Here is a 14,614-nt window from a genome sequence, read left to right as displayed (position 1 = left end):
GCCTTAATTAAATTAGAATAAGCAAAGTTATCCACCCAGAATTACTGCGGGTGGATAAACTTCTCTACTTATTATAATTATAACAAATAATTATTAAAAATAGATGAAAATAAGCTGACATCCATTTAAAATAATTTCTTTTAAATTAGTTATCTCAATTAGAGAATCAGATCATCTTTATGATCTGCAGCGTTCTCGAATTCTTCCTTCTTCTCCTGATAACCATCACGTCCAAAAATACCATAGGTATAGTTTTTACCAAGTTCAACTCCAGGCTGATTAAAGGTGTTGATATTTAGTAATTCACCTGTCACAGCTGTCTGGAATTCAAAGAAATAGAATAACTGACCCAGGGTAAACTCATTAACTTCCGGTACCTTAACAGTCTGGTTCATTCTCTCTCTTTTATTTAAAGCCAGCTCTGTCGCCCACTTTTCGGTATTAATTAACTCCGCAAAGCTGTTGCCGCCTAAATAACCCAGGCCATTTAAATCCTCATAAGCTGCAGGGATCTCAAGTTCTTCAGCAAAATTTTCTACTTCAAGGAAGGTAATAATTTTATCAAAAGGACCTTCCATATAAAGCTGTGCCTGTGAATGCTGATCGGTGGCACCTAAAGCTTTGATTGGGGTTGGACCTACATTTACCGTATTGCCCTGCAGATCAACTTCTTTACCCAGAGATTCTGCCCATAACTGTCTGTACCAGTCAGCTACATCACGCAGGCGGTCAGAATAAGGCATCATTACAGACATCACCTTACCTTTTTTATAGGCCAGATACTGAATTAAACCATTAACTAAAGCAGGGTTTTCCCAGAAATCACTTTCACGGCAGATTTGATCCATATAAGCTGCACCTGCGAGCAGTTGATCGATATCTACTCCTGTCATTGCAGCCGACAGAAGGCCTACCGGTGTTAAAACAGAGAATCTTCCTCCTACATTATCCGGAATAAAGAATTTCTTCATTCCCTCCCGCTTAGCAATTTCTATTAAGTAGCCAGAGTCCTTACTTGTGGTAGCAATAAAATGCTCTCCGACATTTTCTTCCCCAACAGCATCGGCCACAAATTTACGGGCCACTAAGAACTGACTCATTGTCTCAGGTGTGCTTCCTGATTTAGAAATCACATTAAAAAGAGTCTTTTCAGGATCAAGTTTATCCAGCAGAGCCTTAACTCCTTCTGGATCAACATTATCACTTACAAAAAGACGTGGATAACCATTCCGTTCTTCTTTAAATAAATTATAGTGGGGGTGGTTGATTGCAGTCTGAACGGCAATATTACCGAGTGCAGATCCTCCAATTCCCAGAACCACAAAATTATCAAATTTGTCCTTTAATTCTTCCGCAGTTTGCTTCAGCTCTTCCACAACTTCCTTCTGTTTATATGGAAGTTCCATAAAGCCCATCTTACCCTCAGCCTCTGCCTCAAGAATATTCTGATGTGCCTCCATTGCTTTATCCTTTGCTTCCTCTAATTCTTCTACTGTTATTCCATGTTCCTGACCAATCATTTCCGCAAAAACATTGTTAATATCCAGTTTTAGTCTTAACTCATCCTGTGACTTAACTTTTTTCTCTGCAGACATCGTAATTCCTCCTTATATTCTTATATTGCTGCCTAGATTAATAATACTATCACAAGTATATATTTTTCAGCACAATTTTGCAAGATTTTTTATGTGCACCTACCGTTTACCGAACCAATTTTTTCCAAATTATTTTTATAAAATCCTTCCAAAAATAAAATTCCCCACCGTTTAAAGTGAGGATTGGAATTATCTAATTTTTTGCATTGGAATTTGAAGATTTTCCTGAAGAGTTACCATTACTCTTGTCTTTTGCTTTTGAATTATTGGAATTACCTTTACCTTTATTATCTTTATTTTGATCTTTATCTGCTGCTTTATTGGGGTTCCCATTTTCTAAAGCATTTTCGGAAGCTGAATTTCCCTTTTCAGATTTAGCGATTTTTCTCTGCTCTCTTCCCTCTTCTCTGGCTTCTTTTCTATATTCTGCTGCCAGCTGTTTTAATTCAGAAGTCTGAATCTCTCCGTTTTCTTCAATAATAGCAGCTATCTGCTCAGAAAAGGCATCTGTTTGTTCTCCAGATAGATCTTCACGGCTCAACTTGCGCAGCTCCAGAGCGGTCTGGAAAGCCAAGTGACCGGAGTTTTCCTGATTCTGATAACTATTGATCATTTCTAAAGCCTTTTCCTCGTCATAACCATTTACTGTGCTCTCTTCTAAATTATTTAAGATCACAAAGCCCTGTCCCAGATCAATTTCTTTGTTTAATACTTTGTCAACAACTGAAGTTATGCTGTCCATACTTAAATTTTCCTCATATGAGCTCAATTTTTTCTCTAAGGTTATTTTTTCAACAGTTGAAAGCATTTCATTTTCTTCTAAAGCAGCCAAGTACTCTTCCACAGTTGCATAATCTGCTGCTAAAATTTCTTCTAATTCTGTAGAAATTTGATCGGTTTCCTCTTCTACTGCTGTTTCTTCATCCTGAGCCAGTGTTAAGGCAGGTACAAAGGCAAAAAGCATTACTGTTATGATCAATAAGATACTTAATTTCTTCTTCATTTTTTTATTACCCCCTTTTTCTATTCTATGTTTAATTATAATACAATTGGGGTTTTTAAACAAGCTCTTAAGGTTCATTTTGAGAATAATATCGCATTTTTTAAATATAATTTACAAAATTGTTATCTGCTTTACTTTTTTTCTGCTGTTTTAATCATATGATTACTACAAAGATACCCCATGAGGGTATTATCAGGGAGGGAAAATAATGTACACACTTTATTACATTGCAGGTATTGCAGTCTTAATTTCATTTTTTGCAGATCGCGAAAAAACTATTAAAGGCTTAAAGATTGGCTGGAAGAAATTTTCTAAAATTCTGGGTACCTATCTTAAGTTATTGATTATTTTGTCATTTATTTTATTAATTTCGGATCAGTTTATCATTAATTATCTCGGGGGACAGGCTCCCTTTGTCGGTCTTATTATGGGGCTGATCATCGGCTCTATTACTATGATGCCCGGTTTTATTGCCTATCCACTGGCAGGAATTTTAGTTTCCAGGGGAGTTAATTACATGGTTGTTGCTGCCTTTATTACAACTTTAATGCTTGTTGGAGTTGCGACTTATCCGGTAGAAAAAGAATATTTCGGAATTAAAGCAACTATCTGGCGTAATATTGCCGGCTTTATCATTTCGGCCTTAATCGCTGTTGCTACAGGAGTCTTATACGGAGAGGTGTTAGTCTAATGGCTAAAAACAAAAAGAAAATAAACAGGTGGAATTATCTTATATTTACAGTTTTTGTGGCCTTTATTATCGGATCATATTTTTTAAATTTTGATCTCGGAGCCAGAATCGGTTCTAATTTTATGATTTTTGCCCGGGATATGATTTCAATTTTACCACCAGCTTTTATTCTGATCGGTTTATTTGATGTCTGGGTCAGCAGAGAAAGTATCGAAAATAACTTCGGCCATACTTCCGGCTTTAAAAAATACATTTATGCAATTTTGCTGGCAGCTACTACTGTTGGGGGAACCTTTGTTGCCTTCCCGGTAGCAAATACTTTATACCATAAGGGAGCAAATTATTCTTCCATCTTTACCTATGTTACCGCTGCCTCACTGGTGATGATTCCGATGAGCATTATGGAAGCTTCAATACTTGGAATTAAGTTTACTGCAATCAGAATCGGGGTTTCACTACCACTGGTAATTATCAGTTCAATTATTTTAGGTAATTTCTTCACCAGAATTGGTTATAAAATACCAAAAGCGGAATAGTGTGCAGCTACCGTTTACAGGCCCATTTATTTCCAAATATAATATTAAAAAAGCAGCAGTCAGGAGGTTTTAACTTTCCTCAAAACTGCTGCTTTTATTATTTATGCAATTTTAATCATTTCCAACAATTTACAAGTACCTGGTACAGATGTTTTACTCCAGGTAGGTATTCCAGAAGAACGGCTGCCAGCCTGCCTGGAAGTTTTTAAGTTCTGTTCTCCTAATATGCAGGCGGCTGTAATCTAAAATGTTAAAGTAAGGGACAGAATCCCAGAGTTCAGCCTGCATTCTTTCGACAATCTCATATCTCTTCTCCTGATCGACCTCTTTCAGCATTTCTGCAAAAATCTGATCCATCTGTCTTGAGTCTTCACTATCCCAGTTGCTGATCCATTTATTGGTCCCGGTCCAGCCTTCATGAATCTGAGGATCGGGGACTACTTTTATAAATGGGGAAAGGTGCATATGCCATCCTTCCTCCCTAGATCTTCTCTCTACTACAGTTGGACGGTCAAATAACTGCAGCTCAACCTCAATTCCAATCTTTTCTAACTGATCCTGAATTGCAATTGCTCCCTGTCTTTCCATCTGATTATCCTGACCACTTAAAATAACAAGCGGCTGACCATCATAACCTGCCCGATCAAGCAGCTCTTTAGCCTTTTCCGGATCATAAACTCCGTAAATACCTTCACCTGCATCAGGAACATGCCAGGGGTTCCCATCTTCATGCAGAGCCGGTTCCAGACGCCAGAACTGTTGATCACCAATCATTGCATAACCCAGCTCTTCAAAATCTAGAGCATAGGCAATTGCCCGACGTGCATACTTATTATCAAATGGTGGTTCTGCATTATTGAAAATCAGCATTGACATCCGGTCAGGATAAATGATTTCATTTTTTATATTCTGATCCATCTCAAAAATCTGATACTGATCTCTCGGAACCTCTTCCGCAAAGTGGAACTGTCCTGTTTGAACTCCAGAAACTCTAACCTGAGCATCAGGTATAAAGTTAAAAACTATTTTATCTAAATATGGAATTCGCTCACCTGCAAAAAATGATCCTTCTCGTGAACTAGGGGTATAATCTTCAAAACGAGTCAGGGTCAGTTTTTGATCAGGTACCCATTCCTCATACTTATAGGGTCCAGTACCAACATGCCTGTCAATAACATCACTACCAAATTCTTCTACAACTTCCTCTGCTCTCACCACAAACTTCTGATTGGAAACCGGTGAAGCCAGAATATTTAAAAATGGAGCATAGGCTTCTTCAAAAGTAAAACGAACATTGAATTGATCAATTTTTTCCACCTGATCAAAATATGGAGCAACCAGCTGGCCGCCATTATTCAGCTCCAGCCATCTTCTAAAGGAAGCAACCACATCGTCAGCATCCATAGTCTGACCATTATGCATCATTACATTTTCTCTTAACTTAACTTCATAAACTAAACCATCTTCTCCTACCTGATAGCTTTCTGCCAGGTGGGGCACTAAGTTTAAATTCTCATCGAATTCAAAAAGGCCCTCATAAACATGGTTCATCATCGCTGTAATCATCGAATCAGTAGAATTGTCACTATCAAGATGTGCTACTGACATCTGAAGTGCAGCATTAAGTGTACCACCATAACGGTCCTCTTCCTGAGCCAGCACACTGCCGCTTAACAATAGTGAAAAAACTAATACCAGCACAACAATTGAAGTAATCTTTATTTCTTTTCTCATTTTTCCACCTCTTTATTTTTGGAATGTATTTTTTAAATGCGGATCCAACAAATCGCGCAGACCATCTCCCAATAAATTTAAAGACAGCACTGCAAGTACAATCATAATTCCTGGTGCTAATATCATCCAGGGTGCAACTACCATATATGTCCTGGCATCTGTAACCATGGCTCCCAAACTTGGAGCAGGTGGCATAATACCGACCCCCAAAAAACTGAGTGCCGCCTCATCCAGAATGGCTAAAGCAAAATTAAAAGTAGCCTGAACCATAATCGGAGATGCCGAATTTTTAAGAATATACTTAACTATAATTCTTGAATCTTTAGCTCCTGCTGCCCGAGCTGAATCTACATAATCCAGATCCTTAATTGAAATTACCGAGCTGCGAACAATCCTTGCCATTTTTGGAAAATAGGCAAAAGATAAAGCCAGAATAATATTCAATTTTCCTGCTCCCCAGATAGCAGCAAGTGAAATCGCAATAATTATACCTGGAAAAGCCATCATTGCATCCAAAATACGCATAACCACCCTGTCAATTTGCGAATAATATCCGGCTGCCACCCCAACAACACCGCCAAAAATTACGGTCAGGAGCACAACTGCCAGTCCAACCTGCATCGAGGTCCGAATACCATAAAGAATACGGGTAAAGATATCTCGCCCAAATTGATCTGTTCCCAGCAGATGTTCCCTGGAAGGAGGCTGCAGTCTGTTGCGGGCATTGTTCCTTACAGGGCTATAATCTGTAAGTACCGGAGCAAATAGACTTAAAAATACTAAAAAAATTAAGATGATTATCGATGCTGTAATATACGGATGCTCATATTTTTTATATCTTTTTAAAAAAAGCAATTTATTACCCCTTAATTATAACGAATTTTTGGGTTTAAAAAAGCATAACTTAAATCCACAAATAAATTTAAAATTATATAAATTACTGCCACAAAAATAATCGAAGCCTGAATTACAGGGATATCACGGCGCATAATTGCATTGATTGCCATAAAACCAGTACCTGGTATCACAAAAATTGTTTCTACAATCCAGGTTCCTCCAAGCAGCACTGCAAAGTTATGACCAATTACTGTAATCACCGGCATCATAGAATTTTTAAGTGCGTGTTTAAAAACTATACTTTTAGTTGACAGGCCTTTACTTTTTGCGGTTCTAATATAATCCTGTTTAAGTGTGTCCAGCATAGCACTTCGGGTCATCCGGGCTATCAAACCAGCCTGCATAAAAGCCAGTGTTACCGCCGGCAAAATTATATATCTTAAAGTTCCAAATCCAGCTTCTGCAAAGGGCTCATAGCCGCTTACCGGAAACCAACCCAGTCTTACGGAAAAAAGATACATCAGCATTAAAGCCAGCCAGAAACTGGGAATCGAAATTCCGAAAAGTGAAAGAGTAATTGAAAACTGATCTAAAAATTTTCTGTGTTTAACTGCTGCCAGAATTCCCAGCAGCATACCACCAGCAATCCCTAAAATCTCAGCCAGAATAGCAATTAAAAATGTTGGCCGCAGCCGCTTGATTAAAACTTCTGCCACCGGGGCATTTAAATAAAGTGAGTCACCAAAATCACCCCTCATTATATTAGCCAGCCATCTAAAAAATCTCACAATGAGCGGCTGATCAAGTCCTAAAGTTTGTTCCAGTCTTGCTACCTCTGACTCTGTAGCCATATTACCGAGAATAACTCTGACCGGATCTCCAGGCATTAAATTTGTAATAAAAAAGGCAATTACAGCTACAATAAATATTATTGGAATCAAAAGTAGTATTCTTTTTATTATATAATTCCGCATTTTTTCACTTCCTGATTATGACATCTCTATATCTTTTAACTAATATTATCACAACAAACTTTTTATATCAATTAAGTAAATTTACAAATTATAAATTTACTATTACTTTCTCCTACCGGGAACCACCCGATTTATGTCGTCTTTTGTCAAAAATGCTCTTAAATCACGAAAAACCACCGGATTAACGGTGGCTTTCGACAATTGTTGACATAAATCGGGTGGTTAACGGTACCTGGATTAATTGGAAAAAGCTTTTGCTATTTTCGCACCAACTACTGCATTATTTCTAACCAGAGCAATATTGGTTTCTAAACTCTGGCCATCTGTAATTTCTTTAATTCTATCCAGTAAGAAGGGAGTCAATTTTTTACCGCTAATTCCCTGCTCTTCTGCTTCTGCTAATGCCTGCTCAATCTTTTCGTTGATTACAGAGTATTCAATTTCATCTGCTTCTGGAACAGGATTGGCAATTAAAACTCCACCTTCTAATCCAAGTTCCCACTTTGCTTTTAAAATATCTGCTGTATGCTCCGGACTCTCCAATTTATAGTCACAGTTAAATCCGCTGTGACGGCTGTAAAATGCCGGCAGTTCTTCTGTCTGATAACCCAGAACAGGAACTCCAAAGCTTTCCAATTTTTCCAGGGTCAAACCAAGATCAAGTATTGATTTAGCTCCTGCTGCAATTACAGCAACTGAAGTCTTTTTTAATTCCTCTAAATCAGCAGAAACATCAAAACTTTTTTCGGCTCCCCGGTGTACTCCTCCAACTCCACCGGTCACAAAAATCTTAATTCCAGCCAGGTCAGCTGCAATCATTGTCCCGGCAACAGTAGTTGCACCATGCTTTTTCTCGGCCAGAACTACCGGTAGATCACGGCGGCTGACTTTGATTACTTCGTCTGATTCACCTAAAAACTCAACTTCTTTTTTAGTTAAACCAATTTTTATTTTACCGTCAATAATTCCAATTGTAGCTGGAACCGCACCATTGTCTCTAATAATATCTTCAATTTCCAATGCTGTTTCTATATTTTGTGGATAGGGCATCCCGTGAGCTATAATTGTAGATTCTAAGGCCACAACCGGTTTGCCAGCTGCAAGTGCCTCTTTAACCTCATCTTTAATTTCTAAATATTTTTCTAAGTTTTTCATTATATTACCTCCATATTGTAGTTTATTTTAGTTCAGCCAGATCAGGATTACATGTCAGTTCCGATTTTACCGTCAGAGCAGATGCCTTAATCCCCAGTTCAATTGCTTCTGCGACAGAATATTTATTCATAATTCCTGCTGCTAGACCGGCTGTAAGTGCATCTCCAGCCCCAGTTGTTTCGACAATTTCTTCACTGTTAATTTCTACTGCATTAAAGTGTTTTAATTTTACTTTACCGTCCTGACGGCTGATATAATAAGCACCATCTTTACCCGCACTAATCACAAGTTCCGGCAGATATTGATTCTTTTCGTAATAATTCTTAATCCGATCAATTCTATCAACAATCTCTAATTTTTGAGCTTTCTCAGTTTCTTCAATTTTTACAATATCCATTGCTACTTCGATTTCATCCAGATTCCCTCTTAGATAATCAAGAGATTCTAACTTACCCTTTAATTTAAGCGCTTTTTCGACTGAAACTGCATCAGCAATTTTTGTCATTTTCTTTTCTGAACAGAGCTCAACTAAAAAGTTAATAGTACTCTGCTCTAAATTTGTATCAAAAATAATCATAGCTGAAGTTTCAATGATTTTTCTCTTTTCCTGCAGATAATTACGGTCAATTTCTTTTAAAATCCGCATATCATTTACAGCTCCGATTAAATCTCCATTTTGATCAAGGTGGGCAAGATAAACTCCAGTTTTATACTCCTGAGCTGAGGTGATTTTAAAATGTGAAATATCAACCCCTACATCTTTTGTTTCTTCTTTTAATTTTTGACCAAAGTGATCACTGCTGATTGTGGTCAGTAAAACTACTTCCTGACCCAGAAGCGCCAGATCTTCTGCAATATTTCTCCCAACACCACCAGAACTTTCTTCTATCCAGCCCGGGCTGGAACTTCCTTTGATATAATTGGGACTGTAACCCTTGATATCAAGATTAGCCCCTCCCACAACAACAACCTTTTTTTCGGGAGCAGTAATATATCCCCGGCCCAGAAGATAGCCCTTGCTGCTCAAGTGATGAATATAAGTACCTACAGCCGATTCAGAAATAGCAAGCTGATCTGCTATTTCTTCTCTGCTGACTGTGGCATCTTTTTTGATTAGTTCCAGAACTTCCTTCTCCCTTTCAGTTAACTTATCTATTGCCAGCACCTCCATTTTTAAATATTTATTTAAGTAACTAAATTTTAGTTTAAATTAAGTATAACAGATTATTTTGATTTTGTAAATCTTTTTTTAAATTTTCTCTTTAAAACTACAAAAAACCGCCCACTAGGGGCGGCATTTAAATACTTAGATTAAATTATATGTTTTTTTACTCTACAACTTCAATTGATTTGGAACCTTCCCAGTGATCATGTAAATTACAGAATGCATATACATTTAAATCACAGGATTCCTCTAACTTAAGTGTTAGAGTAGCTTCTGCTTTCATATCAGGTGTAAAATCTACTCTTGCCAGACTTGCATAATTAGCATAGAGATCAAAATATTGAATATAGTGATCTGGTCCCATTGGATGAGTGATTTCCTTACCAAAAGTAACAGTTACCTCAAAATATTCGCCTTTTTGAACTTTATCAGGACATTGAATATAAGGAACATGTTTTTTCTCCAAGGCTGTCTTGTCTTCACCAGTGTTTTCTAACTTTTTAAGATCATAGTAACCCATTAAAAATTCCTCCTTATAGTTTTGTTGTTTATTTAATTAACTAAATCAACTTCCTAAATTGAAAGTGATTTAAAAAATCCAATTTAATTACTCAGCAACTATTTGTTTGGTAAACTTTCGGAATTTCGACTTAGGCTCTCCACAAACAGGACATTTATCCGGTAGATCATCAACAACTGTATGTCCACAAACCTGACAGATACTAACATATTCTAATTCAATATCTTCGCCATTATCAACATGTTCTTTAGCATCTCTGAAAAGTTTAGCATGAATCTGCTCAGCTTCTAAAGAATAGTGGAATGAACGTACTGCATCCGATTCTCCCTGATCTTTAGCAACTAAACTATAGGAAGGATACATCTGCTCAATTTCGCCTTCTTCACCTGCAATAGCACCAACAAGATTTTCGGAAGTTGTTCCATAGCCAAATTCTCCTCCACCGGCAACTAAAAAGCCTCCGTCAACATTTCCATGTGCTTCAAAGTGATTTCCAGCATGAACCTGTTCAGCATTTGCAATCGCTTTAAAAAGTAGAGCTACATTTTCGAAGCCTTCCTCTTTTGCTTTTCTGCCCCAGGCTATGTAGCGCTGATAAGCCATACTTTCTCCAGCATATGCGGAACGTAAATTTTGAGCCGTCTGATCATTTTTTACCATTTTTACATACCTCCAATTATTAATAATAATTCCTGTTAATAGTATAGCATCCTAAAATAAGTTCTGTCAAGAACAATTACTGATAAATTTCAGTAAAACAGAATACTTCCACTTAATATATTATTTCTATCTAAAAATCAATTTTCCTGCTTTAAAATTTAAAATAGTTAAATTTTAACTTAATTTTAATGTTTTATTAGTAATTTTTTTCATTCGCTAAACCAGGTCAAAAAGAAAAAACTTACAAATAACGGATTTCAATAATGATTTTTCCTCTGGCATGATGGGTTTCACTTAACTCATGAGCATCTTTAACTCCCTGTACTGAAAATGGAAAGACTGATCCTACAACTGGTTTTAGAGTTTCATTTTCCATCATTTCAGCCAGTTCAGCAAGTTCTTCTCCATCAGGTATTAACCAGTGTAATTTAGCTGTTACACCAAGCTCATTGGCTTTTTTGTGATCAGGTTCTTCAACAATCGAAACCAGCATTCCACCTTCCTTTAAAATATTGAGGCTTTTATCCTGGATTTCTCCTCCAAGAGTATCAATAACTAGATCATAATCCTCAAGGATCTGAGAAAAGTCATCTTTAGTATAATCAATGACTTCATCAGCGCCCAGGGACTTTAAAAACTCTACATTTTTTGTGCTGCCTGTGGTTGCAACATAGGCACCCAGACTCTTAGCTATTTGAATCCCAAAACTACCAACACCACCAGCACCAGCATGAATCAATACTTTGCGGTCTGAGTCTAGTTCACCAACATTTACCAGGCATTGATAAGCAGTTAGCCCGGCAAGAGGAACTGCAGCTGCTTCTTTAAAATCAATGTTATCTGGCATTCTGGCTACTAAATCCTCTCTGGCAGTCGTATATTCAGCATAGGCACCTCTATTTGTAAGTTCAGGTCGAACAAAAACCCGATCTCCTTTCTCAAAAGCACTTACATCTTTTCCAACTTCTGCAACTGTCCCACTTACATCCCAGCCTAACACAATGGGAAAATCAAAGCTCAGTTTTTCCTTTAGATAACCATATCTTAATTTCCAGTCAATTGGATTAACTGCTGCAGCATGTTCTTCAATTAAAACTTCATCAGCTTCAGGTTCCGGTTTTGCTAACTCTTCTTCTGTTAATTCTTCTTTATCACCATATTGATTAATAACAATTGCTTTCATTAATTAACACCTTCTTTTAGTTATTTATAGTACTTTACTTTTAAAACTTTTTAGTTTTATGAGAGTGATTATTATTATCAAGTTAAAATTATCATATCTACTATCTAATGTCAATATTTTAATTGTTGGTCAAATAGCAGCAGATTGATTTTTTAAAAATGAAAAAAACCGACCAGATTTGACTCCAGTCGGATGAAAAGAAACTCAAAATTCATTTTTATTTAATTGATACTAAACAAAATTTATTTTTTATTTCTCAGTCTCGTTTTTTCATCTAAAATCTTTTTGCGCAGACGAATTGCCTCCGGTGTGATTTCTACCAGTTCATCATCTTCTATAAACTCCAGTGCCTGCTCTAAGGTGAACTTTTTGGCAGGTGCCAGGTTAATAGAATCGTCAGAACCAGAAGCTCTAACATTTGTCAGCTTCTTGTTTTTACAGGCATTAACTGTCAGGTCATTATCACGGTTGTGTAAACCAATGATCATTCCTTCATAAACTTTGGTTCCAGGTTCAATAAACATCTGGCCTCTATCTTCCAGATTAGAAAGTGCATAACCCATGGCAGTTCCTTCCTGATTGGAAATCAAAACACCATTTTTACGTTTTGGAACCTCACCTTTAAAGGGTTCATATTTTTCGAATGAACGGATCAGAGTACCTTCCCCACTGGTATCATTGATAAATTCACTTCTAAAACCAATTAAGCCTCTAGTTGGTACCAGATATTCTAAATGTACATAATCACCTTCGGGCATCATAGACTGCATAATTCCCTTCCGCTGATTCAATTTATTAATTACAGTTCCAGAATATTTCTCCGGCAGCTCAACCATTACTTTTTCAATCGGCTCATGTTTTTTACCGTCAATTTCTTTCATTAAAACCTCGGGCTTGGAAACAGAAACCTCATAACCCTCACGCCTCATATTTTCTAACAAAATTGAAAGGTGCAGCTCACCACGACCGGAAACTTTAAAAGCTTCGGTATTCTCGGCTTTTTCAACCCGCAGCCCAACATTTACTTCTAATTCTCTTTCCAGACGTGCTTTAAGATGACGGGTTGTCAGGTAGTCACCATCAAGACCGGCAAATGGTGAATCATTGACCAGAAAATACATGGCCAGAGTTGGCTCGGCGATTTCGATCATTGGCAGTGGATCAACTTTACCTACCTCACAGACTGTTTCTCCAATCGAGATATCCGGTAAACCGGCAATCGATACAATTTCTCCACTGTGAGTTTCCTCAACCGCATTCTGTTTTAAACCTTCGTATACAGATAGTTTAGTAATTTTACCCTTTTTAGTAGAACCATCACGCTTGTAAACTTCTACCTGCTGTCCATCTTTGAGTGTTCCTTTATAAACTCGACCAATACCCATTCTTCCAAGATAATCATCATAAGCAAGGTCATAAATTTGCATCTGCAGTGGCTCATTATCTAAATCTGGATAACTGTCAACACTCTCAATAATTGTTTCAAAAAGCGGATCCAGGTTTTCACTCTCATGATCCAGCTCAAAAAATGCTTTTCCTTCCACTGCAATTCCATAAATTACAGGGAATTCTAACTGATTATCATCTGCAGAAAGCTCGATAAAAAGATCAATGATCTCATCATGTACCTCTTCTGCCCGCTGATTATTTTTATCAATTTTATTAATAAAGACAATCGGTTTAATGCCTTTTTCTAAAGATTTTTTAAGGACAAATCTGGTCTGGGGCATTGGACCCTCAGTTGCATCTACAATTAAAATTGCAGAATCCACGGCTTTAATAACCCGTTCTACCTCGGAAGAAAAATCCGCATGACCTGGAGTATCAACAATGTTAATTTTAACTCCATTGTGCTCAATAGCACAGTTTTTGGAATAAATTGTAATTCCACGTTCGCGTTCAAGGTCATTGCTGTCCATTATACAGTCTACAACTTCTTCGTTTTCTCTAAAAACTCCACTCTGATTTAAAAAAGCATCAACAAGGGTTGATTTACCAGCATCAACATGGGCAATAACCGCTAAATTTATTATTTCTCTTTTATCCACACTAAAAACCCTTTCCCTTATAAAGTTAAATTTAACTTCCTTATTTTCTATACTTATTCATATTCACTAACGTTCAACCAAAAAAATATAAAACTTTTGTCTATAATAATGCAGTAATATAAAAATATTACAATTTTTCTATTATAATCAAAAAAGCCCTGACCACTTAAAAAAGCAATCAGGGCTTTCAATTCTATTATAAAACTTTTATTTGCTTTATAACTTAACGATATTAGCAGCTTGTGGGCCGCGATCGCCTTCTACGATTTCAAATTCTACTTCCTGACCTTCTTCAAGGTTTTTGAAACCATCTTCTTCAATAGCTGAGAAGTGTGCGAACACGTCGTCTCCATCTTCTCTTTCAATAAATCCAAAACCTTTTTTCCCATCAAACCACTTAACTGTTCCTGTGTAAATCATTAAATTATTCCTCCTATTATTAACGATGGAAGTGTTACTTGTTTTTTGTTTTCCATCTTTTACAGTTTAGCATTATAAAATGCTTCTGTCAAC

The 14,614-nt window shown here is 36.9% G+C and carries 14 protein-coding genes; 2 read left to right on the top strand and 12 right to left on the bottom strand.

The window, feature by feature from the left end; all coding sequences use genetic code 11:
* Nucleotides 1–158 precede the first annotated feature (158 nt).
* Entirely contained in the window at nucleotides 159–1,595 is a 1,437-nt protein-coding gene (locus C7958_RS02785; protein WP_111571146.1) for a glucose-6-phosphate isomerase, read from the bottom strand.
* 193 nt (nucleotides 1,596–1,788) lie between these two features.
* The gene (locus C7958_RS02780) at nucleotides 1,789–2,598 is read right to left on the bottom strand and encodes a hypothetical protein (protein WP_111571145.1); all 810 of its coding nucleotides are present in this window, start codon (nucleotides 2,596–2,598) and stop codon (nucleotides 1,789–1,791) included.
* A gap of 208 nt (nucleotides 2,599–2,806) precedes the next feature.
* Here C7958_RS02780 and C7958_RS02775 point away from each other — a divergent pair, with 208 nt between their 5' ends.
* The gene (locus tag C7958_RS02775) at nucleotides 2,807–3,289 is read left to right on the top strand and encodes a hypothetical protein (protein WP_111571144.1); all 483 of its coding nucleotides are present in this window, start codon (nucleotides 2,807–2,809) and stop codon (nucleotides 3,287–3,289) included.
* Nucleotides 3,289–3,825 (top strand): permease, encoded by a 537-nt coding sequence (locus C7958_RS02770; protein ID WP_111571143.1) that lies wholly within the window; start codon nucleotides 3,289–3,291, stop codon nucleotides 3,823–3,825. Before C7958_RS02775 ends, C7958_RS02770 begins: the two co-directional genes overlap by 1 nt.
* A gap of 153 nt (nucleotides 3,826–3,978) precedes the next feature.
* On the opposite strand, the gene C7958_RS02765 is transcribed toward C7958_RS02770, so the two are convergent.
* The 10 genes from C7958_RS02765 to C7958_RS02720 all read right to left on the bottom strand — a co-directional run bounded on the left by C7958_RS02765 (nucleotide 3,979) and on the right by C7958_RS02720 (nucleotide 14,518).
* Nucleotides 3,979–5,559: an ABC transporter substrate-binding protein gene (locus C7958_RS02765; protein WP_111571142.1), complete on the bottom strand. Its 1,581-nt coding sequence runs from the start codon at nucleotides 5,557–5,559 to the stop codon at nucleotides 3,979–3,981.
* 12 nt (nucleotides 5,560–5,571) lie between these two features.
* The gene (locus tag C7958_RS02760) at nucleotides 5,572–6,414 is read right to left on the bottom strand and encodes an ABC transporter permease (protein WP_111571141.1); all 843 of its coding nucleotides are present in this window, start codon (nucleotides 6,412–6,414) and stop codon (nucleotides 5,572–5,574) included.
* 11 nt (nucleotides 6,415–6,425) lie between these two features.
* A complete protein-coding gene (locus C7958_RS02755) occupies nucleotides 6,426–7,370 on the bottom strand; it encodes an ABC transporter permease (protein WP_111571140.1) in 945 nt (314 codons plus the stop codon).
* A gap of 237 nt (nucleotides 7,371–7,607) precedes the next feature.
* Entirely contained in the window at nucleotides 7,608–8,525 is a 918-nt protein-coding gene (locus tag C7958_RS02750) for a pseudouridine-5'-phosphate glycosidase (RefSeq protein WP_111571139.1), read from the bottom strand.
* A gap of 22 nt (nucleotides 8,526–8,547) precedes the next feature.
* Nucleotides 8,548–9,696, bottom strand: a complete 1,149-nt coding sequence (locus C7958_RS02745; RefSeq protein ID WP_111571138.1) for a carbohydrate kinase family protein — start codon at nucleotides 9,694–9,696, stop codon at nucleotides 8,548–8,550.
* 157 nt (nucleotides 9,697–9,853) lie between these two features.
* Nucleotides 9,854–10,210 (bottom strand): desulfoferrodoxin family protein, encoded by a 357-nt coding sequence (locus tag C7958_RS02740; protein WP_111571137.1) that lies wholly within the window; start codon nucleotides 10,208–10,210, stop codon nucleotides 9,854–9,856.
* An 87-nt stretch (nucleotides 10,211–10,297) separates the two neighbouring features.
* Nucleotides 10,298–10,870 (bottom strand): rubrerythrin family protein, encoded by a 573-nt coding sequence (locus tag C7958_RS02735; RefSeq protein WP_111571136.1) that lies wholly within the window; start codon nucleotides 10,868–10,870, stop codon nucleotides 10,298–10,300.
* A gap of 241 nt (nucleotides 10,871–11,111) precedes the next feature.
* On the bottom strand, nucleotides 11,112–12,053 hold the full coding sequence (locus C7958_RS02730) for an NADP-dependent oxidoreductase (protein ID WP_111571135.1): 942 nt from the start codon (nucleotides 12,051–12,053) through the stop codon (nucleotides 11,112–11,114).
* A gap of 242 nt (nucleotides 12,054–12,295) precedes the next feature.
* Nucleotides 12,296–14,101 (bottom strand): translational GTPase TypA, encoded by a 1,806-nt coding sequence (typA, locus tag C7958_RS02725; RefSeq protein ID WP_111571134.1) that lies wholly within the window; start codon nucleotides 14,099–14,101, stop codon nucleotides 12,296–12,298.
* 216 nt (nucleotides 14,102–14,317) lie between these two features.
* Nucleotides 14,318–14,518 carry a cold-shock protein gene (locus C7958_RS02720; protein WP_208107117.1) on the bottom strand — a complete coding sequence of 67 codons (201 nt, stop codon included), beginning with the start codon at nucleotides 14,516–14,518 and terminating at the stop codon, nucleotides 14,318–14,320.
* Nucleotides 14,519–14,614 lie beyond the last annotated feature (96 nt).

The organism is Halanaerobium saccharolyticum, from assembly GCF_003259895.1.
Classification (GTDB): domain Bacteria; phylum Bacillota; class Halanaerobiia; order Halanaerobiales; family Halanaerobiaceae; genus Halanaerobium; species Halanaerobium saccharolyticum_A.
Note: the sequence above shows the minus strand (reverse complement) of the source record. Positions and strands in the feature narration are given on the sequence as shown.

Excerpts from the sequence above, each read along its gene's own strand:
- C7958_RS02785 (WP_111571146.1), bottom strand. The coding sequence starts at position 1,595 with ATGTCTGCAGAGAAAAAAGTTAAGTCACAGGATGAGTTAAGACTAAAA.
- C7958_RS02780 (WP_111571145.1), bottom strand. The coding sequence starts at position 2,598 with ATGAAGAAGAAATTAAGTATCTTATTGATCATAACAGTAATGCTTTTT.
- C7958_RS02775 (WP_111571144.1), top strand. The coding sequence starts at position 2,807 with ATGTACACACTTTATTACATTGCAGGTATTGCAGTCTTAATTTCATTT.
- C7958_RS02770 (WP_111571143.1), top strand. The coding sequence starts at position 3,289 with ATGGCTAAAAACAAAAAGAAAATAAACAGGTGGAATTATCTTATATTT.
- C7958_RS02765 (WP_111571142.1), bottom strand. The coding sequence starts at position 5,559 with ATGAGAAAAGAAATAAAGATTACTTCAATTGTTGTGCTGGTATTAGTT.
- C7958_RS02755 (WP_111571140.1), bottom strand. The coding sequence starts at position 7,370 with ATGCGGAATTATATAATAAAAAGAATACTACTTTTGATTCCAATAATA.
- C7958_RS02750 (WP_111571139.1), bottom strand. The coding sequence starts at position 8,525 with ATGAAAAACTTAGAAAAATATTTAGAAATTAAAGATGAGGTTAAAGAG.
- C7958_RS02745 (WP_111571138.1), bottom strand. The coding sequence starts at position 9,696 with ATGGAGGTGCTGGCAATAGATAAGTTAACTGAAAGGGAGAAGGAAGTT.
- C7958_RS02740 (WP_111571137.1), bottom strand. The coding sequence starts at position 10,210 with ATGGGTTACTATGATCTTAAAAAGTTAGAAAACACTGGTGAAGACAAG.
- C7958_RS02735 (WP_111571136.1), bottom strand. The coding sequence starts at position 10,870 with ATGGTAAAAAATGATCAGACGGCTCAAAATTTACGTTCCGCATATGCT.
- C7958_RS02730 (WP_111571135.1), bottom strand. The coding sequence starts at position 12,053 with ATGAAAGCAATTGTTATTAATCAATATGGTGATAAAGAAGAATTAACA.